The sequence below is a fragment of the Fredinandcohnia onubensis genome, from assembly GCF_002734285.1.
In the GTDB taxonomy this organism is placed as follows: Bacteria; Bacillota; Bacilli; order Bacillales; family Bacillaceae_L; genus Ferdinandcohnia; species Ferdinandcohnia onubensis_A.
In genome coordinates this window covers 65418-82058 of the sequence record NZ_NSEA01000009.1, presented here as the reverse complement: position 1 = coordinate 82058, position 16641 = coordinate 65418, and the positions used below count along the sequence as shown (strand labels likewise).

Annotated in this window: 10 protein-coding genes; 4 read left to right on the top strand and 6 right to left on the bottom strand. The window is 36.8% G+C overall.

Annotated features, from left to right (window positions below; translation table 11 throughout):
• Positions 1 to 31: 31 nt before the first annotated feature.
• From CKJ95_RS10085 to speD, 4 genes are all read right to left on the bottom strand, one after another.
• Positions 32 to 613, bottom strand: coding sequence for a TetR/AcrR family transcriptional regulator (locus CKJ95_RS10085; protein ID WP_099353295.1), 582 nt, complete (start codon positions 611 to 613; stop codon positions 32 to 34).
• A 139-nt stretch (positions 614 to 752) separates the two neighbouring features.
• Positions 753 to 1460 (bottom strand): TerC family protein, encoded by a 708-nt coding sequence (locus CKJ95_RS10080; protein WP_099353294.1) that lies wholly within the window; start codon positions 1458 to 1460, stop codon positions 753 to 755.
• 73 nt (positions 1461 to 1533) lie between these two features.
• A complete protein-coding gene (locus tag CKJ95_RS10075) occupies positions 1534 to 1671 on the bottom strand; it encodes an FbpB family small basic protein (protein ID WP_099353293.1) in 138 nt (45 codons plus the stop codon).
• Between the two features lie 256 nt (positions 1672 to 1927).
• A complete protein-coding gene (gene speD / locus CKJ95_RS10070) occupies positions 1928 to 2737 on the bottom strand; it encodes an adenosylmethionine decarboxylase (RefSeq protein ID WP_099353474.1) in 810 nt (269 codons plus the stop codon).
• Between the two features lie 428 nt (positions 2738 to 3165).
• On the opposite strand from speD, the gene CKJ95_RS10065 reads away from it, so the two are divergent.
• From CKJ95_RS10065 to pelA, 3 genes are all read left to right on the top strand, one after another.
• Positions 3166 to 4044 carry an AraC family transcriptional regulator gene (locus tag CKJ95_RS10065; protein WP_099353292.1) on the top strand — a complete coding sequence of 293 codons (879 nt, stop codon included), beginning with the start codon at positions 3166 to 3168 and terminating at the stop codon, positions 4042 to 4044.
• Between the two features lie 98 nt (positions 4045 to 4142).
• Positions 4143 to 8126, top strand: a complete 3984-nt coding sequence (locus tag CKJ95_RS10060; RefSeq protein WP_257215757.1) for a bacterial Ig-like domain-containing protein — start codon at positions 4143 to 4145, stop codon at positions 8124 to 8126.
• A gap of 350 nt (positions 8127 to 8476) precedes the next feature.
• Positions 8477 to 12823: a pectate lyase gene (pelA, locus tag CKJ95_RS10055; protein WP_099353291.1), complete on the top strand. Its 4347-nt coding sequence runs from the start codon at positions 8477 to 8479 to the stop codon at positions 12821 to 12823.
• A 76-nt stretch (positions 12824 to 12899) separates the two neighbouring features.
• Here the strand turns inward: pelA and yhbH are convergent, their stop codons facing one another.
• Positions 12900 to 14081 carry a sporulation protein YhbH gene (gene yhbH, locus CKJ95_RS10050; RefSeq protein ID WP_099353290.1) on the bottom strand — a complete coding sequence of 394 codons (1182 nt, stop codon included), beginning with the start codon at positions 14079 to 14081 and terminating at the stop codon, positions 12900 to 12902.
• 352 nt (positions 14082 to 14433) lie between these two features.
• Here yhbH and CKJ95_RS23800 point away from each other — a divergent pair, with 352 nt between their 5' ends.
• On the top strand, positions 14434 to 14568 hold the full coding sequence (locus tag CKJ95_RS23800; protein ID WP_257215756.1) for a hypothetical protein: 135 nt from the start codon (positions 14434 to 14436) through the stop codon (positions 14566 to 14568).
• An 80-nt stretch (positions 14569 to 14648) separates the two neighbouring features.
• Here CKJ95_RS23800 and CKJ95_RS10045 read toward each other — a convergent pair whose 3' ends face one another.
• The gene (locus CKJ95_RS10045; protein WP_099353289.1) at positions 14649 to 16544 is read right to left on the bottom strand and encodes a PrkA family serine protein kinase; all 1896 of its coding nucleotides are present in this window, start codon (positions 16542 to 16544) and stop codon (positions 14649 to 14651) included.
• Between the last annotated feature and the right edge of the window lie 97 nt (positions 16545 to 16641).

Below are 16641 nucleotides of genomic sequence, written 5' to 3'. Positions count from 1 at the left end.
CAATAATGTTTTAAAAATATAGGAAAGGATTTTACACTTTCCCATTGAAAATTGGTTTTAAGATAAATTCAATATGAGACTCCGCCAGAGTTTTCACATCATGATATGATTGGTTGCTTCTACAATAATGCGTAACAAAACCATGAATCGATAAGAAAATGGACCAGATATCCTGAATACTTGTTTTATGGTTACTTAAACTTGAAATTGCATTTGCAAACATTCCATAGCTTTCGAGTGGTTCCTGTTGGATACAGCTTTTTACCTCTTCATCATTAATTAAGAACATTAATTCATATTGGCTTTTATTTGAAAGTCCAAACTCAATGTACCCTAATAAAATTTTCTTCACTTTCTCTTCTGGTGGTAAATTCTGATTCATGATTTGCTGTAAAACACCGTTAAGCAAGTCAAAGTCCTGCACAACCATTGCATAAAATAAATCAGCTTTATTTTTAAAATGATAATAAATCGCACCATGGCTATATTTTAATTCATTTGCAATTTGACGCATTGAAACATGTTGGTAGCCTTTTTGAACAAATAATTCATGGGCAACATCCATTATTTTCTCTCTTGATAATTCCTCTTGAACCTGTTTTCTTGGTGACATTAAAAACAAATCTCCTTTATTAACCACTGTTCAATAATAATATATTCCAGTTTCAACCAGATGTCAATCTGTTCCATGCACATTTTTATATATTTTCAATACAATATAAAAGCGGACCCTTTTAAGAGTCCGCCTTCGATTATTCTGCTTTACTTAAAACTTGCTTTTCTTGCTGCTCTTCAGCTTCATTGGCAGCTTTTTTCTGTTTCATGTAACCAATCCCTACAACTGCAGCAACTACGATTAACTCAAAGCCATACTTCACAAATCCATTACTAAATACTGAACTTAGGAATGGTTCTGCAACAATCATCTTTGATGCAGTCCATGCTAATATAGCAGCACCAATTGTAATAATGATCGGGAAACGATCAATTAATTTAATAAATAATGTACTTCCCCAAACCATAATTGGAACTGAAATAATAAGTCCTAACACAACTAGTAAGAAGTTTCCGTGAGCAGCACCTGCAACCGCTAATACATTATCAAGGCCCATTAGTGCATCAGCTATGATAATCGTACGTATGGCTGCCCAGAAACTGCCAACAGCTTTTATATCATGGCCTTTGTCATCTGTTAAGAGATTATAAGCAATCCATACTAGAAGAACTCCACCTACTAGTCGTAGTCCTGGAACTTCAAGTAACCACACTACAGCTAAAGTGGCTGCAGCTCTTATGACAATTGCACCTACAGTTCCCCAAATAATTGCTTTTTTCTGTTGTTCTTTTGGTAAATTTCTTGCCGCTAAGCCAATAACAATGGCATTATCCCCCGCTAATACTAAATCAATCGCAATAATAATTAAGAGTGCGGAAAAAAACTCTGCGCTTAAGAATTCCATCAAAGATCTCCCTTCTATTTTTCTTTTATTCTATAAAATTAGGAAAAACAAAATTGCCCTTCACTAGAATAAACTACTTGATTATTGCCATATGTTTATCATCTAGACGTTTTTCAATCTTTTCGAGTTCTTTCTTGTCTTTCAAAATCTCTTCTTTGTTCTTTTTTATTAAGTCCTCAATTGATACTGTTTCTATCTTTCTCTTAAGCATTCCTCTTCTCACCTCACTGCTCTTTGTACTAAAAAACAAAAATGACCTTTACCTCATGAGGTAAAGGTCATAAATATAGACCTCTACCGTAATCTGGTAAAGGTCTTGCTAACAACGTTAGTTGCCAACAAAGCCGAGAGTGGCGACACTCTGAAATGACGACTTTGCTGTAAAAGCTACTCCCCTTTAGGAGAACACTATTCACAATATTTATTATATAATCAATATTACACATTGTTTATAATCTTGTCAACGATTATCTTATATTTTTTCCGTAAAAAATTTCATCCATTTCTGTAATTAACTTTTCAGCAATTACTAATTCCTCTTCCGGCGTCAGTTTTTCTCTTGTATCACTAAAAAACAAATAGTGTTCCAGATCAAATTCCTTCAATTTGCATTTCGTGTGAAAAATGTTTTCCTGATACACATTCACATCAATCATGTGATACATTTCCTGAATATCTTCGGGAATATAGTTTTGTATCGAATTTATTTCATGGTCTATAAATAGTTTATGTCCTGTCACATCTCTTGTGAATCCGCGAACACGATAATCAATCGTCATCACATCGGTTTCGAACGATTGGATCATATAATTTAACGCTTTTAGAGGGGATATTTCTCCACAGGTTGAAACATCTATGTCCGCCCGAAAAGTGCTAATTCCTTCATCTGGGTGAGATTCTGGATAGGTATGAACCGTTATATGACTTTTGTCCATTTGTGCAACGACTGATCCTGGGATTGGACCAGGAGATTCTTCAAAGACATCTTTTGTTGGATCATTTACTGGTCCCTCTGATACTAAAATCGTGACACTCGCTCCTTGGGGAACGTAATCCTGTTTTGCGACATTCAAAATATTAGCCCCAATAATATCGGCAACATTACTTAGGATCTCGGTTAATCGATCCGCATTATAGACATCATCAATATATTCAATATACGCATCTCGTTCTTCTTGAGAACTTGTATAGCAAATATCATACATATTAAAGCTTAACGATTTCGTAAGATTATTGAAACCATGTAGGTCTAATATCTGGTTCGAATTCATCTCCATATGTTTCATCTACTTCTCCCCCTTTTATTATTTTTTCCATATTTTTATATTGGTTGATTCGTGGAAATCTATGCACGTTAATGAGATTTTTCATTTTGCGCAAAAAAAAATCCGGCTAAAAAGCCGGACACTGTAACGATATGATCATTTAAAAGGGGGGTATGAAAAAGCTTATCTTTTCCATGTCTTTATCTTACGTTGTAAATATGAACAAACTATGAATAAAGAATTAAGTTTCTATTAAATCCTCTTTTAGCTCTATAACATAGATAATCATTTGGTTAGAACATACACAAATAGCAATCTTTGCACACTTTTTAAGCAATTCATACACATTTTTGAGTATCCTTGCTATGGTACACTCAATTTTGAAACCGCTTTATTGTTGGATATATCAGTATTTTAGTTTAAAGGGTAGGTGAAGAAAAATGAGAGTTTATCATGATAAATTGTTTAGCAAAAGATTTAAGAGGCCGAAGTTTACCATTCAACATAAAGCAGATCGGAAAACAGCTTCTAACTATCACTCTCATTCAGGTTTTGAAATCGTGTGGCTCCAAAAAGGAGAAGCCACATACATTTTTGAAGAAAAAGTCTTTCGTTTAACAAAAGGACAAATTTTATTTTTTAAGAGTACAGATTTTCACAAAGTTAAATTACATGAAGGTGTGCCTTATGAACGAGTTGTTACTCTATTCTCTGAAGACTTTTTAAAGTTTAAACATCCGATTTTCGAGAAATTTAAAAGCTTTTTGGACAACCTCCCTTCCCCTCAATATGTTTTGAATGTACAAGCTTGGAAGGAAGAACAACTTCAGCAAATCGTAGATCATTTATTATTTGAGCAAGAGAATGAAGATCTCTGGGAAAAGGAGGCAGCACTAGAATTATACCTCCTCGAACTCCTACTATTCTTATGCAGAGAAATTCAGTCATCCTTTGCACAGAATTCCCACTTAATTGTAAAGCGCGACTCTCGAAAAGTAGAAATGCTTGAACGTATCTTAAAGGAAATTAATGAAATCTGGAACACCGATTGGCGTCTTGATTCACTAGCTCAAACTTTACATCTAAATAAATATTACCTTTGCCATTTCTTTAAAAAAGAATTTGGTCTTACCATCCACGATTACATACTTCAAAGAAGAATTTACGAGGCGAAAAAACTACTTATTTTAACGAGTTCTCCTGTAAATCAGGTATCCGAAAAAGTAGGTTTTTCCTCCCCTTCTAGTTTTATCAGAAGCTTCAAACAACAGGTCAGTATGACCCCAAAACAATATCGAACAAATGCCCATATCCTCTAACATTAGATTTGAGGATATGGGTGATTTAAGGAGGTGATTATTACTCAAGAGTTGAGTTTTTCATATGTATTTCATTACATAAAAAAGGAGGCCAAATGGTGAGGAAGTTTAAACGTTTTATGACTGTGCTACTGTGTTTACTATTATTATTGCCTAATATGAGTATGAATGTGTTTGCTGCTGAAGGTGAAACCACGGAGATGGTTGATATTCCTGAATCCTCTGATTGGAAAGGTACTATCGGAGGCGATGTTGGCGGTAATGACAAAATTACTGCTGAAAACTTTTTGATTAAGGAAAATGGAGATGGCTCTGTTAATATGAGCGTCAAAAACAATCGTGGTAAAATCTCAAGTAGTTCAGAAGGAGTTGCATATTATTATCAGCAATTCGACCCTACAGATAATTATGAACTAACAGCTAAGGTGAAGGTTGAGTCTTTTGAGGCAAATAGTCAGGTTGGATTTGGAATTATGCTAAGAGGCAATCTATTGACTTCAACCGATGTAAAAACTGGTGATTATCTTGCGGTAGGTGGTATCAAGCAAGATATTAGAGGGTTTTATAAATATAGTAGTGCTTCATCTATATATCCAGATGAACTAGACTTTACAGCTAACAACCCTGCTCCTGGTGAGGAGTATACACTTAAGCTTAGAAAAGAAGGTAATATTTATCAATTAACAGTCGGTGAAGAAACAAAAACGTTCACAGATTTCACTGGGGAAATGAATTATGTTGGACTTTTCGCGGCAAGGAATGTAAGCGTTATCTACAGTGATGTTAATTTAAATAAATATAAAAAAGTCCAAAGATTAGAAGTAAATAGCGATCATATGAAAACGGAATATCTAACGGATGAAGAACTAAAACTCGATGGTTTAGTCGTTAAAGCAATTTACGATACAGGCGAAGAATCTACTTTATCTGCAAATGACTATATTGTTACCGGTTTCGATAGCAGCACTGTTGGGACAAATACAATTAAAATTAGTTATGGTGGAGCTGTATCAACAATAGACTTAACAATCAATGCTTTGACTCTAAATGACTTATCAATCAAATACTTCCCTGCAAAAACGGTTTATTACCCCGGTGATAAGTTTGAATCAGCTGGATTACAAGTATTCGGTTCGTATAATAATGGCGAAACCTATGAACTTTCTGCGGAACAATATAATTTTAAGATTGATGATGTTACATTAGATGATTCATTCGAATTTAAAGTACCAGGTACAAAAACCGTATCAATTGTGCCAAAAGATTTTCCTGCTGTAACAGCAAGCTTTAATGTTACTGTAAAAGATACCGATCTTGAAGGGCTTGAAATAAAGAAACAACCTGTTAAAACACAATATTTTATTGGTGATCCACTCGACCTTACCGGAATGGTTGTATATGCCATCTATAAGGACGGAACTCAGGTAAGATTACTAGAAAATGAATATGATGTCTCTAGTTTTGATACTACAACGCCTGGAGACAAGAATGTAATAATCAGCCATAAGGATGCTAGTAAAACTATCACATTCAATGTAAAAGAAAAGGAAGTTCTTAGATTAAAAATAACTGAGTTTCCTAATACAACGTTTATGACCGGTGACGTATTTTCATCTAATGGATTAGAAGTTTCAAAGGTTTATGATAATGGAGATCAAGAGGTATTATCAGCTGATGCCTATGTTGTAGACTCCAGTTCATTTAATAGTGATGTGACCGGTACATACTCTATTACCGTGAGGCCAACAGTAGATTTGGGAGTCGCACCAGTCACTTATAAGGTTACAGTTAGAGAAAAAACAGCATACAATTTTGATTTTATTCGCTTTGGTCAATCGACATCAGACGAAAGAAATACAATTGAATACTTAGAGAATGATACCGTTCGTGTGGCTGCTATTGATGGTGGTGGTAAGGTTACTGGAGACCATGATGGAATCTCCTTCTATTACACCGAAATTGATGCAAATGAAGATAATTTCGAGCTCTCAGCTGATATCAAGGTTGTTGAATACGCAAAGAATCCTCATGACGGACAAGAGTCCTTCGGTATTATGGCAAGAGACGCCATTTACGAAACTGACGACCAAAAAGGAATTTTTGCGAGTAATATTGCAGCAATCGGAGGTTATTCAGGTGGTACTCGAGATGACAACGGAACACAATTGTTTGTTCGAACAGGGGTAACATCACCGGATGGTTCAGGAAGCCAAGGTATTCAAAAAGAAATGGTAAAGGCAGAAAGACCAACAACTTCTAATACTCATCCAAATAAAACATATCGCCTTACACTTAAAAAAACGAATAGTGGTTTTACGGGAATACTAAATGACGGTGAGAAAACGATTGAAAAAGAGATTTTTGCACCAGATATTCTAAACGTACAAAATGGAAAAGCATATGTCGGCTTCTATACCGCACGTGTAGCAACAATTGAAGTTAGTAATATAGACTTCAAGGTAACAGCAGCAGAAACAGATGCTCCTAAAGAAGAAGCACCTGTTAAAGAGGTCACTCCTCAATTTGACATTTTATCATTGGAAAGGACTTCTGATACGAATTATCGCCTTATCGTTCAATCAAATGTGAATGGAACTGTGACGATTAAAGAAGGCAATGAAACGATTCGTTATGATGAACCTATTATTGCCGGGCAAAAGCTTGAAATACAAACAAATATCGCAGCAAATGCAAATACAAACTTTAGTTTTGTATTTATACCTGACGAAACTCAAAAACTAACAGACTATAATAGAATCATTCAAAACTTCACGGTTGAAATGAAGACATTTGCCGAAAATGGAAATATCTATGTTTCTCCTAACGGATTGAGTTCTGGTGACGGATCAAAGGAAAATCCACTAGACTTAGATACGGCCATTGAATTTGTAAAACCAGGTCAACACATCTATGTGATGGAAGGTCGCTATGTGAGAAATGCGATACTTGAAATTAAGAAATACAATGACGGCACTGCAGATGCGATGAAGTACTTATGGGCTGACCCTTCTGCTACAAGTAGACCCATCATTGATTTTGATAAGAAAACTGAAGGTGTTATTCATAGCGGTAACTACTGGCATGTAAAAGGTATAGACTTTATTCAATCTGCCGGAAACACAAAAGGTTACACAGTTGGCGGTAACTACAATATTGTTGAAAACATTAAAACCTATCAGAACGGAGACACTGGTCTTCAAATCAGCCGTACGGACGATTCTACTACTATAGCTGATTGGCCATCATATAACTTAATTCTTAACAGTGAATCATTTGATAACCGCGACCCATCCGACAATAATGCAGATGGTTTTGCTGCAAAACTCACGGTTGGTGAAGGAAATATTTTTAGGGGTACTATCGCTCATAATAATATTGATGATGGATGGGATCTTTATACAAAGGTTGGTACAGGTGCTATTGGAGCAGTTACAATTGAGGATAGCATCGCTTATAACAACGGTTTCTTAACAGATGGAACTGTTGGGAATGGTGATAAAAACGGCTTTAAGCTTGGTGGTGAAGGTGTACATGTCCCTCATACTATCAAAAATAGTGTTGCTTTCGGGAACGGAGCATCAGGTTTCACAAGTAATAGTAATCCAGGTGTGATTGCTGAAAATAACTACGCATTTAATAATGCCGGTGGAAATATGGCATTCACAACATATGGTCACATTACACCTGACTTTACAATTGATGGGTTTATCTCATTCTTTACAGAAGACAGCCAAAAGAAAACAAAAGATAATTATCAACACGCTGATTTAGATAAGAACTTCATGTTTAATGGACAACAATCTGTTAATAAATCTGGTGATGTGCTTCCTGATGAGATCATTCAAACTTTGGCTACCGTTCAAAACTTCGAACGTAGTCAAGATGGTGCAATTGGTTGGAATGGTGTTTGGGATACGTTTGGTGACTTTATGGCACGATATGAAGAACCAGGCGAAGTTTGTAAAAAACCAGGAAAAGGGCCTAAACCAGGTAAGGGGCCTAAACATAGAGAAGGTCAAAAACCTGGAAATAACCCAATCCCGGGATATTGTAAAAACCTAGTAAACATGCAGAATCGTTAATTTAATATCTTAAAGAACGAAAAATAATCATACGAGGTTTTCTTAGCTAGAGTTAAAGAGAGGGTCCCCCCTCTCTTTTTTTAACGCCTTCTTCTTTCGCACTTCTCCCCCATTACATAGATAATCATTTAGTAAGGATTTCCCTTTTTAGCAACATTGGCATATTTTTATAGCAATATGTTGCTATAGATTGGTATCAAGCTTATGTTACACTCTCTTTTGTAATCGTTTTATTATTTGAATATTCAGATAGTTCTTTCGACCTATTAGGGAGGTGAGCCATTTTTACTAGAAATTAAATTACTAGTTTTGTTTACTACTTATTGTTTATAGAAAGGAGATTTTAATGAATGAGTACAATTAAACGTTACTTTTATTTGACATTGGTAGTTTTGCTGACATTCACAAGTTTATTTTCTACCGTTTCTATTACTCCTGTTCACGCTGAAGAAACGGACGCATCCACCTTCTTTTTTGAGGCCGACTTTAATAATGACACCACTGGGGAACATCCATCAGGATTTGTTGTATCTGAAAGTGGTGGAACCATTCAAGTAACAGAGGTTCCCGACACCACGAACAAAAGTGTGTTTTTAGATGATACAAGCGATTCAGCAGACGTTAATCTAAGCAAATCCTTCGAGGAGCTTGTTGGTGTCGTTACTGTACAAATGAAATTTATGCAACCACAGTATACAAGCTCCACAAAGGTAATGAGAGTAAAAGGAGACAAAACCCCTCTCATTATTGAAACCAAAGACAATAACATTTCATATCGTACTGGCAGCACCTATGCACCGTTAGTCCCTCTTGAGGAAAATGTGTGGTATGAAATCAAGACTGAAATTGATTTAAATAATCAAACAGCAAATGTTTATATCAATGGAGAACTTAAGTTAGAGAACGCTAAGTTAAATGAAACTACTACAAAAATAAGTTATTTTGAAACATTCACACCTGGAAGTAAAGCATTAGGACATTATGTAGATGATATTAAAATTTCTGGTTCATTACCTGAGGCTAATCCTGAAGAACCTACAGATCCTGAGGATCCAGCTGAGCCGACACCTCCTACTGAACCAGGTGCAGGTGGAATCTATGAAGCAGAAGATGGAAAGTTAGTAAATGCAATCATAGACAACAAACATCCTGGGTTTACGGGAACTGGGTTTGTAGATATGGTACCGAATGCACCGGGCGGTTCCATCGAATGGAAGGTAGATGTTCCTGTCGCCGGAGAGTATACATTAGATTTCCGCTATGCTCATGGTGGTACAGACGAACGTCCTTCAGAAATTAAAGTTAATGGAGAAGTTGTTGAGCCTAAACTTGCATTTAATCCAACAGGCGGTTGGGCGAATTGGATCTACACTTCAACCAAGGCTAACTTAAAAGCAGGTGAAAACGTCATCGTAGCTTCCGGTGTTGGGTCAAGTGGAGGTGCAAATATCGACCATCTAAAAATTTATACGGAAGTTGATCAAACCTATGAAGCAGAAGATGCCCTACTTGATGAAACAGGGGTCATCATCGATAATCAGCATACTGGGTTTACAGGAACAGGCTTTATTGATTTTAAACCAAATCAGCCTTATAGCTGGGTTGAGTGGACTGTGAATGTTCCAACTGATGGAGAATACTTCCTTGACTTTAGATACGCGTCCGGTGGAACTGATGCAAGACCAGCAGAGATTAAAGTAAATGATGAAGTAGTTGCAGAATCATTAGCTTTTGACCCAACTGGCGCATGGACAACTTGGGTATACACTTCCACAAAAGCTACTCTAAAAGCTGGTGAGAATAAAATTCGTGCTACAGGTGTTGGCGCTAGTGGCGGGGCAAATATTGACCATTTACGAATCCATAATAAAGAATCTGGGTCTGATGAAGGTCCTATCGAAATTGAAGACTCTGAATTAAAGGATATAGTTAGCGGACTTTACTTGAAAAAGTTAAATGAGTTGGGAGTAATCGTTGAAAAACAGCCTGAAGATACCGATTCTATTACAAGACTTGAATTCATGTCTTTAATAAATAGTAAACTTGGATTAGTTAAAGAAGAACAATTCAAAGGATTGAGCACTGAAACTAAGGTTTGGGAAGTTTCTCTAAATGAGTGGTACTCGTATATTCTAGCTGCTGCTAAACAAGCTGGTTATATGGATGACCTTGTGCAAAATGGAAAGATTCAACCTAACAAGACCCTTAAGAAAAAGGAAGCTGTAAAAATTATTCAAGAACTAAACGGCTCCTCAACGAATGCAGATACTAACAAAGAACTCACATGGGGGGAAGCTAAGAATCTCGTTAATTCCCTTCCTTCAGAAGAACAAAGTAAAACAGTACAAATCGCGGATGTACATGCAATTTCAAGCAATCTTATTGCTGTTACATTAAATAGTACTTTTGATGAATTTGATTTCTCTGATATTAATGTGGTTTACCCTACTGGCAATTGGGCGACTCTAAGCCCTAACTTTAAGAATCTTAGAATTGATAAGGCTGCAAAAGGTAAAAATAAATTTGGTCAAACGGTCCTTATTTTAAATAGTTTGGATGAGTTAGATCAAAACGGTCGATATATCGTAGAGCCTGAGAAAGTTACTTTTAAAGGCGATTTAAACGACGCAATCCGTAAAGCAGATAATCTATTAACCTGGCAAATGGAACACGGTGGTTGGACAAAGAACTGGCCACATATATATGAACGTCCATGGGATGGTAAAGAACCGCGTTCAGAATGGGTTGCAAATGGTGTTGAATTAGGAACGATTGATAATGATGCAACGATTAAGGAAATTCTTTTCTTAGCCGAAGTATACCGTGAAACTGGTGATGAAAAATACAAAGATAGCATTGAAAAAGGCTTTGAATTCTTGTTCCAATTACAATATGACACCGGTGGCTTCGCTCAGGTTTATCCTAGACGCGGCAACTACTCTGACTATGTCACATTTAATGATGAGGCGATGATCAATGTCTTGGAGATGATGGATGATGTTGTCGAAAAGAGATATCCATTCGATTCGGATGTAATCAATGATTCTTATGTTAAAAGAATCAAACTATCCATTAAGAGTGGTATTGATTATATCTTAAAGGCACAAATCAAATTCTCTGATGGAACATTAACTGCATGGGGCGCTCAGCATGATCCATATACGTTTGAACCACAAAAAGCACGGGCATATGAGCATGCTTCAGTTTCAGGTCAAGAATCTGTCGGAATCATAAGATTCCTTATGTCACGTCCACAAACTGACGAAATAAAGAAGTCTATTCGTTCTGCGCTAGAGTGGTTAGATGAGGTTAAACTTGAAAATACGCGATATGTAAGTGGTGATCCAAATAATGTGTATTTTGTAGAAGATCCGAATTCAACGGCATGGTACAGATTTTATGAGATTGATACGAACCGAGGAATCTTCTCAGGCCGCGATGGTGTCATTAAATATGACATTATGGAGATTGAAGAAGAAAGACGAAATGGCTATTCTTGGGGCGGTCATTGGGGTACGAAATTATTAAGTACCGCAGAAGAAACTGGATATTTTACAAATAACGTCTATGTTCAGATTGTTGGTAGTAACTCTAAGGATGTATATGATAGACAATTAGAAGATGGTGATATCAAAGTTGTGAAAAGCCTAGAAAAACAGATTAGCCAAATTGAAAATGAAATTTTTGTTGCTAAAGATGGAACCGGAGACTATACAACAGTTCAAGCAGCAATTGACGCAATTCCTGTAAACAATACAACACCAATCACAATTTTTATCAAAAATGGAGTCTATAAAGAAGTTGTTACTGTGCCGAATACTAAACCATTTATTACGATAATTGGTGAAGATCCGGAACACACAGTGATTACATTCGATAACTTTGCAGGTAGAGATAATGGTGTTGGCGGAACTCTTGGTACAAGCGGAAGTGCCAGTGTGTATTTACGAGCAAATGATTTTAGAGTAGAAAATGTAACATTCGAAAACTCTTTTGATGAAAGCTCCACAGATGTGAGCGGAAAACAAGCTGTTGCCGTATATGCTGCTGGGGAACGTCAATATTTTAAAAATGTAAGATTCATAGGTAATCAGGATACATTATATGTTCACTCTGGAACACAATACTATAATCAAGTATATGTTGAGGGCGATGTCGATTTCATCTTCGGTGCAGCACGTGCTGTTTTTGAAAATTCAGTCATTCACTCACTAGACCGTGATTCAGACTCAAATAATGGATATATCACGGCTGCTAGTACATTAATCACGGACCCATATGGTATTTTGATTAAGGATAGTAAGCTAACTAGTAATGCCCCTGCTGGTACTGTATATTTAGGCAGACCTTGGCCTGCTGGCGGCAATCCTAACGCAATTGGTAGTGTGGTCATTATGAATAGTGAACTTGGTGACCATATTAAGACAGAGGGTTGGACATCCATGAGTGGTTTAAATCCAGAAGATGCCCGCTTGTTTGAGTATAAAAACTACGGCCCCGGTGCTGCAATCAATGAATCAAGAAGACAGCTTACAGATGAAGAGGCTGCTAACTGGACAGTACAAAACGTATTAGATGGTTGGGACCCTTCTGAGGTTGAAGGTTGTGAGAAACCAGGAAATGGACCTAAGAAGGAGAAGGGGCCAAAACCTGGAAATAATCCAACACCAGGATATTGCAAAAAAGCTGGGAATTAAGCTGAAATCATGGACTTAAGCTTCCTATAAAGTTTATAGCTTCACAGGAAAAGAGAGGGTCTCCCCTCTCTTTTTATCATGCATACGCCTTTTTTTCTTCTTCATTCTTAAAAAAGCTCTTCATTGCATGGAATACATCTGCTTTTTGTTTTAAAATATAGTACTTAAATCGTTCATCCTCAATGTTTTTATAAGCTGACATAAGGGTCGAATGACGATTATACTGGTTTACCTCTCCATAGCCAAACATATTAGAAACCTTCATTAACTCGCTCACTAACTTCACACATCTTGCATTATCTGAGGTTAAATTATCTCCGTCTGAGAAATGAAATGGATAAATATTATAACGTGCCGCTGGATACTTATCATCAATGACCTCTAATGCTTTGCGGTATACTGATGAACAAATTGTACCCCCACTTTCACCTTTTGAGAAAAAGTCCTCTTCCGATACAACTTTCGCTTCCGTATGATGAGCAATAAATTCAATTTCTACTGTTTCATATTTAGTGCGCAAGAATCGAGTCATCCAGAAGAAGAAGCTTCTTGCCATATACTTCTCCCAAATTCCCATTGAACCGCTTGTATCCATCATCGCAAGTACGACAGCCTTTGAATCTGGTTTTACAATCTCATTCCATGTTTTAAACTTCAAATCTTCCCGATAAATCGGATGGAAGCTAGGCTTCCCTGCCATCGCATTTCGTTTGTATGCCGACATCATTGTCCGTTTCTTATCAATATTCCCCATTAAACCTGTTCGACGAATATCATTAAACTCAATATTTTCTACAATGTTTTGATCTTGTTCTTTCCGCTTAAGATTTGGTAGCTCTAATTCCTTAAATAAGGCTTCCTCAAGCTCCATTAGAGAAACTTCCGCCTCATAATAATCTTCACCGGCTTGATCACCTGCACCTTGCCCTTTTCCAGGGCCTGCTTTTCCTGCACTTTGTCCGGACCCATCTCTTGCAATAACGTCACCAACCTGGCTATCTCCATTCCCTTGGCCAACATGTTTATTTTTATCATAGTTGTAACGGATTTTATATTCGTCTAAGGAACGAATAGGAATTTTAACAACATCTTTTCCGTTGGACATAATTATACTTTCTTCCGTTATCAAATCAGGTAAATTATTCTTAATAGCATCCTGTACCTTATCTTGGTGTCTTGTTTGATCATCATGGCCTTTGCGATGGAGGGACCAATCTTCTTGGGAAATGACAAAGTTCTTTGAATTACTTTTCGACATAATCTTTCCCCTCCTAAAATTTTTTTATTAAACCATTCACATTTTTACCTTGACCCTCATACATTATCTTGACGGTTTGTGAAAGAACTTCGTTAAACGAAAAACTGTAGTAAACAAAAACTGTTTGAAATAAAAAAGAGACCAACTACTACCTACTCTTTAGCAAAAATTAACCAATAGTAGATTACTCTATACTATGCAAGAACATTGATTTATTGACAAAAAATTTCGTAAATTGGGCGATTAGTCTTAAAAATAGACAAGTTCCTTCTGTTTATTACAAACAGACTGCATCACTATTATTCATAAATGGACAAGTTACATTTCTTAAGTGAAATGAAGGGGGTTTACAATGGATTTCTTACTCGAATTCCTCTTCATAAGCGCAATGAAGGAGATTAACGGTCGATTTCTTGCTCGGATTCCTCTTCATGAGCAAGATGAAGGGGATTACAAGTGGATTCCTTACTCGGTTTCCTCTTCATAAGTACAATTGATAGATCTGTTCGATTTGAAAAACAAGGGATTAGACCATCAAGCTGGCCTAACCCCTATTTTCTTTCTAGATTATCGGTTCAATAAGCTTCCTACATAACGTAGCAGTTCATTCGCAGATGTTGAATTATAACCGTGCTCATCAATTAATCTTGCCACAACCTCATTTACCTTCTTCAGCTGTTGCTCATCAGGTGTTTTTGTAGAAGTCGTGATTTTCACGACGTCTTTCAGGTCCGCAAATAATTTCTTTTGAATTGCCTCTCGAAGACGTTCATGTGAGTTGTAATCAAATCTTCTTCCTTTACGGGCATATGCAGAGATACGAATAAGGATTTCCTCTCTAAATGCCTTCTTCGCATTTTCAGAGATTCCAATTTGCTCCTCAATCGAACGCATAAGCTTTTCATCTGGATTCATTTCTTCTCCGGTTAACGGATCGCGAAGCTTGTTTTTATTACAGTATGCTTCAACATTATCTAGATAGTTATCCATTAATGTCTTCGCAGACTCTTCATATGAATAAACAAACGCCTTTTGAACCTCTTTCTTCGCAATATCGTCATACTCACGTCTCGCAATTGAGATGAAATTCAAATAGCGCTCACGGTCTTCATTCGAAATGGATGGATGGTGTTCAAGACCATCCTTTAAGGATCGTAATACATCCAATGCATTAATCGATGGGTTTTCTTTTCGAATAATGGTGGATGATATCCGGTTAATTACATAACGAGGGTCAATACCGCTCATGCCCTCATCTTGATATTCCCTTCGAAGCTCCTCCACATCAACTGCATTGAAGCCTTCTACACTTTCACCATCATATAATCTCATCTTTTTAATAATATCGATATCGCCTTTTTTAGGGGCCTTTAATCTAGTTAAAATCGTAAACATAGCTGCGACTCTAAAGGTATGTGGTGCAATATGAACATCGCGCACATCACTTTCCTTAATCATCTTTGCATATATACGCTCTTCCTCAGAAACACGTAAATTATAAGGAACTGGCATAACAATGATACGTGAATGTAACGCTTCATTTTTCTTATTCGAAATAAAGGAACGATACTCTGTTTCGTTCGTGTGTGCGACGATCAGCTCATCTGCTGAAATTAACGCAAATCTTCCTGCTTTAAAATTCCCCTCTTGTGTTAAGGATAGTAAGTGCCAGAGGAATTTTTCATCACACTTTAGCATCTCTTGGAATTCCATCATTCCACGGTTCGCTTTGTTTAATTCTCCATCGAAGCGATAGGCACGTGGGTCTGATTCTGAACCAAACTCAGCAATTGTTGAAAAATCAATACTTCCAGTTAAATCAGCAATATCCTGAGATTTTGGATCTGAAGGGCTAAAGGTTCCAATTCCTACACGCTTATCCTCGGACAAGAATATTCGTTCAACTCTAACATCCTCAATCCTGCCTCCGTACTCTTCCTGCAATCTCATCATATTTAGTGGCGATAAATTACCTTCAATTCGAACCCCGTACTCATCGAAGAAGTCCTCTCTTAAATGATGAGGAATAAGGTGCAGTGGGTCTTCATGCATCGGGCAACCTTTGATTGCATAAACCGCGCCTCTTTCAGTATGTGAGTATGTTTCTAAACCTCTTTTTAACATGGAAACCAATGTAGATTTACCACCGCTAACAGGACCCATCAATAATAAAATTCGCTTACGAACATCAAGTCGTTTTGCTGCTGGATGAAAATATTCTTCGACTAGTCGCTCAAGAGCTTCCTCTAAACCAAATAGTTGGTGGTCGAAGAACTTATAAGTACGCTTTCCATTTTCCTCTTCAATCCCTGCGTCTTTAATCATATTATAAACTCTGGAATGAGCAGACTGAGCAACCCATGGCTTTTCCTTTAGAATTTCCAAATAATCAGCGAAGGTTCCTTCCCACTTCAAACGTTGTTCCTCTTCACGAAATTGTTCTATCTTTTTTAAGATATCCATTAATTAGGGGCCTCCTCCATCTTTGTTGTCTTTTGCACGGTTTAATAAAATGTATGCGAGGATGTCCTTTAACATGCTTTAATCTTACAAAATTCAA

Coding starts and splice junctions, on each gene's coding strand:
- CKJ95_RS10075 (WP_099353293.1), bottom strand. CDS start 1,671: ATGCTTAAGAGAAAGATAGAAACAGTATCAATTGAGGACTTAATAAAA.
- CKJ95_RS10045 (WP_099353289.1), bottom strand. CDS start 16,544: ATGGATATCTTAAAAAAGATAGAACAATTTCGTGAAGAGGAACAACGT.
- speD (WP_099353474.1), bottom strand. CDS start 2,737: ATGGAGATGAATTCGAACCAGATATTAGACCTACATGGTTTCAATAAT.
- CKJ95_RS10065 (WP_099353292.1), top strand. CDS start 3,166: ATGAGAGTTTATCATGATAAATTGTTTAGCAAAAGATTTAAGAGGCCG.
- CKJ95_RS10085 (WP_099353295.1), bottom strand. CDS start 613: ATGTCACCAAGAAAACAGGTTCAAGAGGAATTATCAAGAGAGAAAATA.
- pelA (WP_099353291.1), top strand. CDS start 8,477: ATGAGTACAATTAAACGTTACTTTTATTTGACATTGGTAGTTTTGCTG.
- CKJ95_RS10080 (WP_099353294.1), bottom strand. CDS start 1,460: ATGGAATTCTTAAGCGCAGAGTTTTTTTCCGCACTCTTAATTATTATT.
- CKJ95_RS23800 (WP_257215756.1), top strand. CDS start 14,434: ATGGATTTCTTACTCGAATTCCTCTTCATAAGCGCAATGAAGGAGATT.
- yhbH (WP_099353290.1), bottom strand. CDS start 14,081: ATGTCGAAAAGTAATTCAAAGAACTTTGTCATTTCCCAAGAAGATTGG.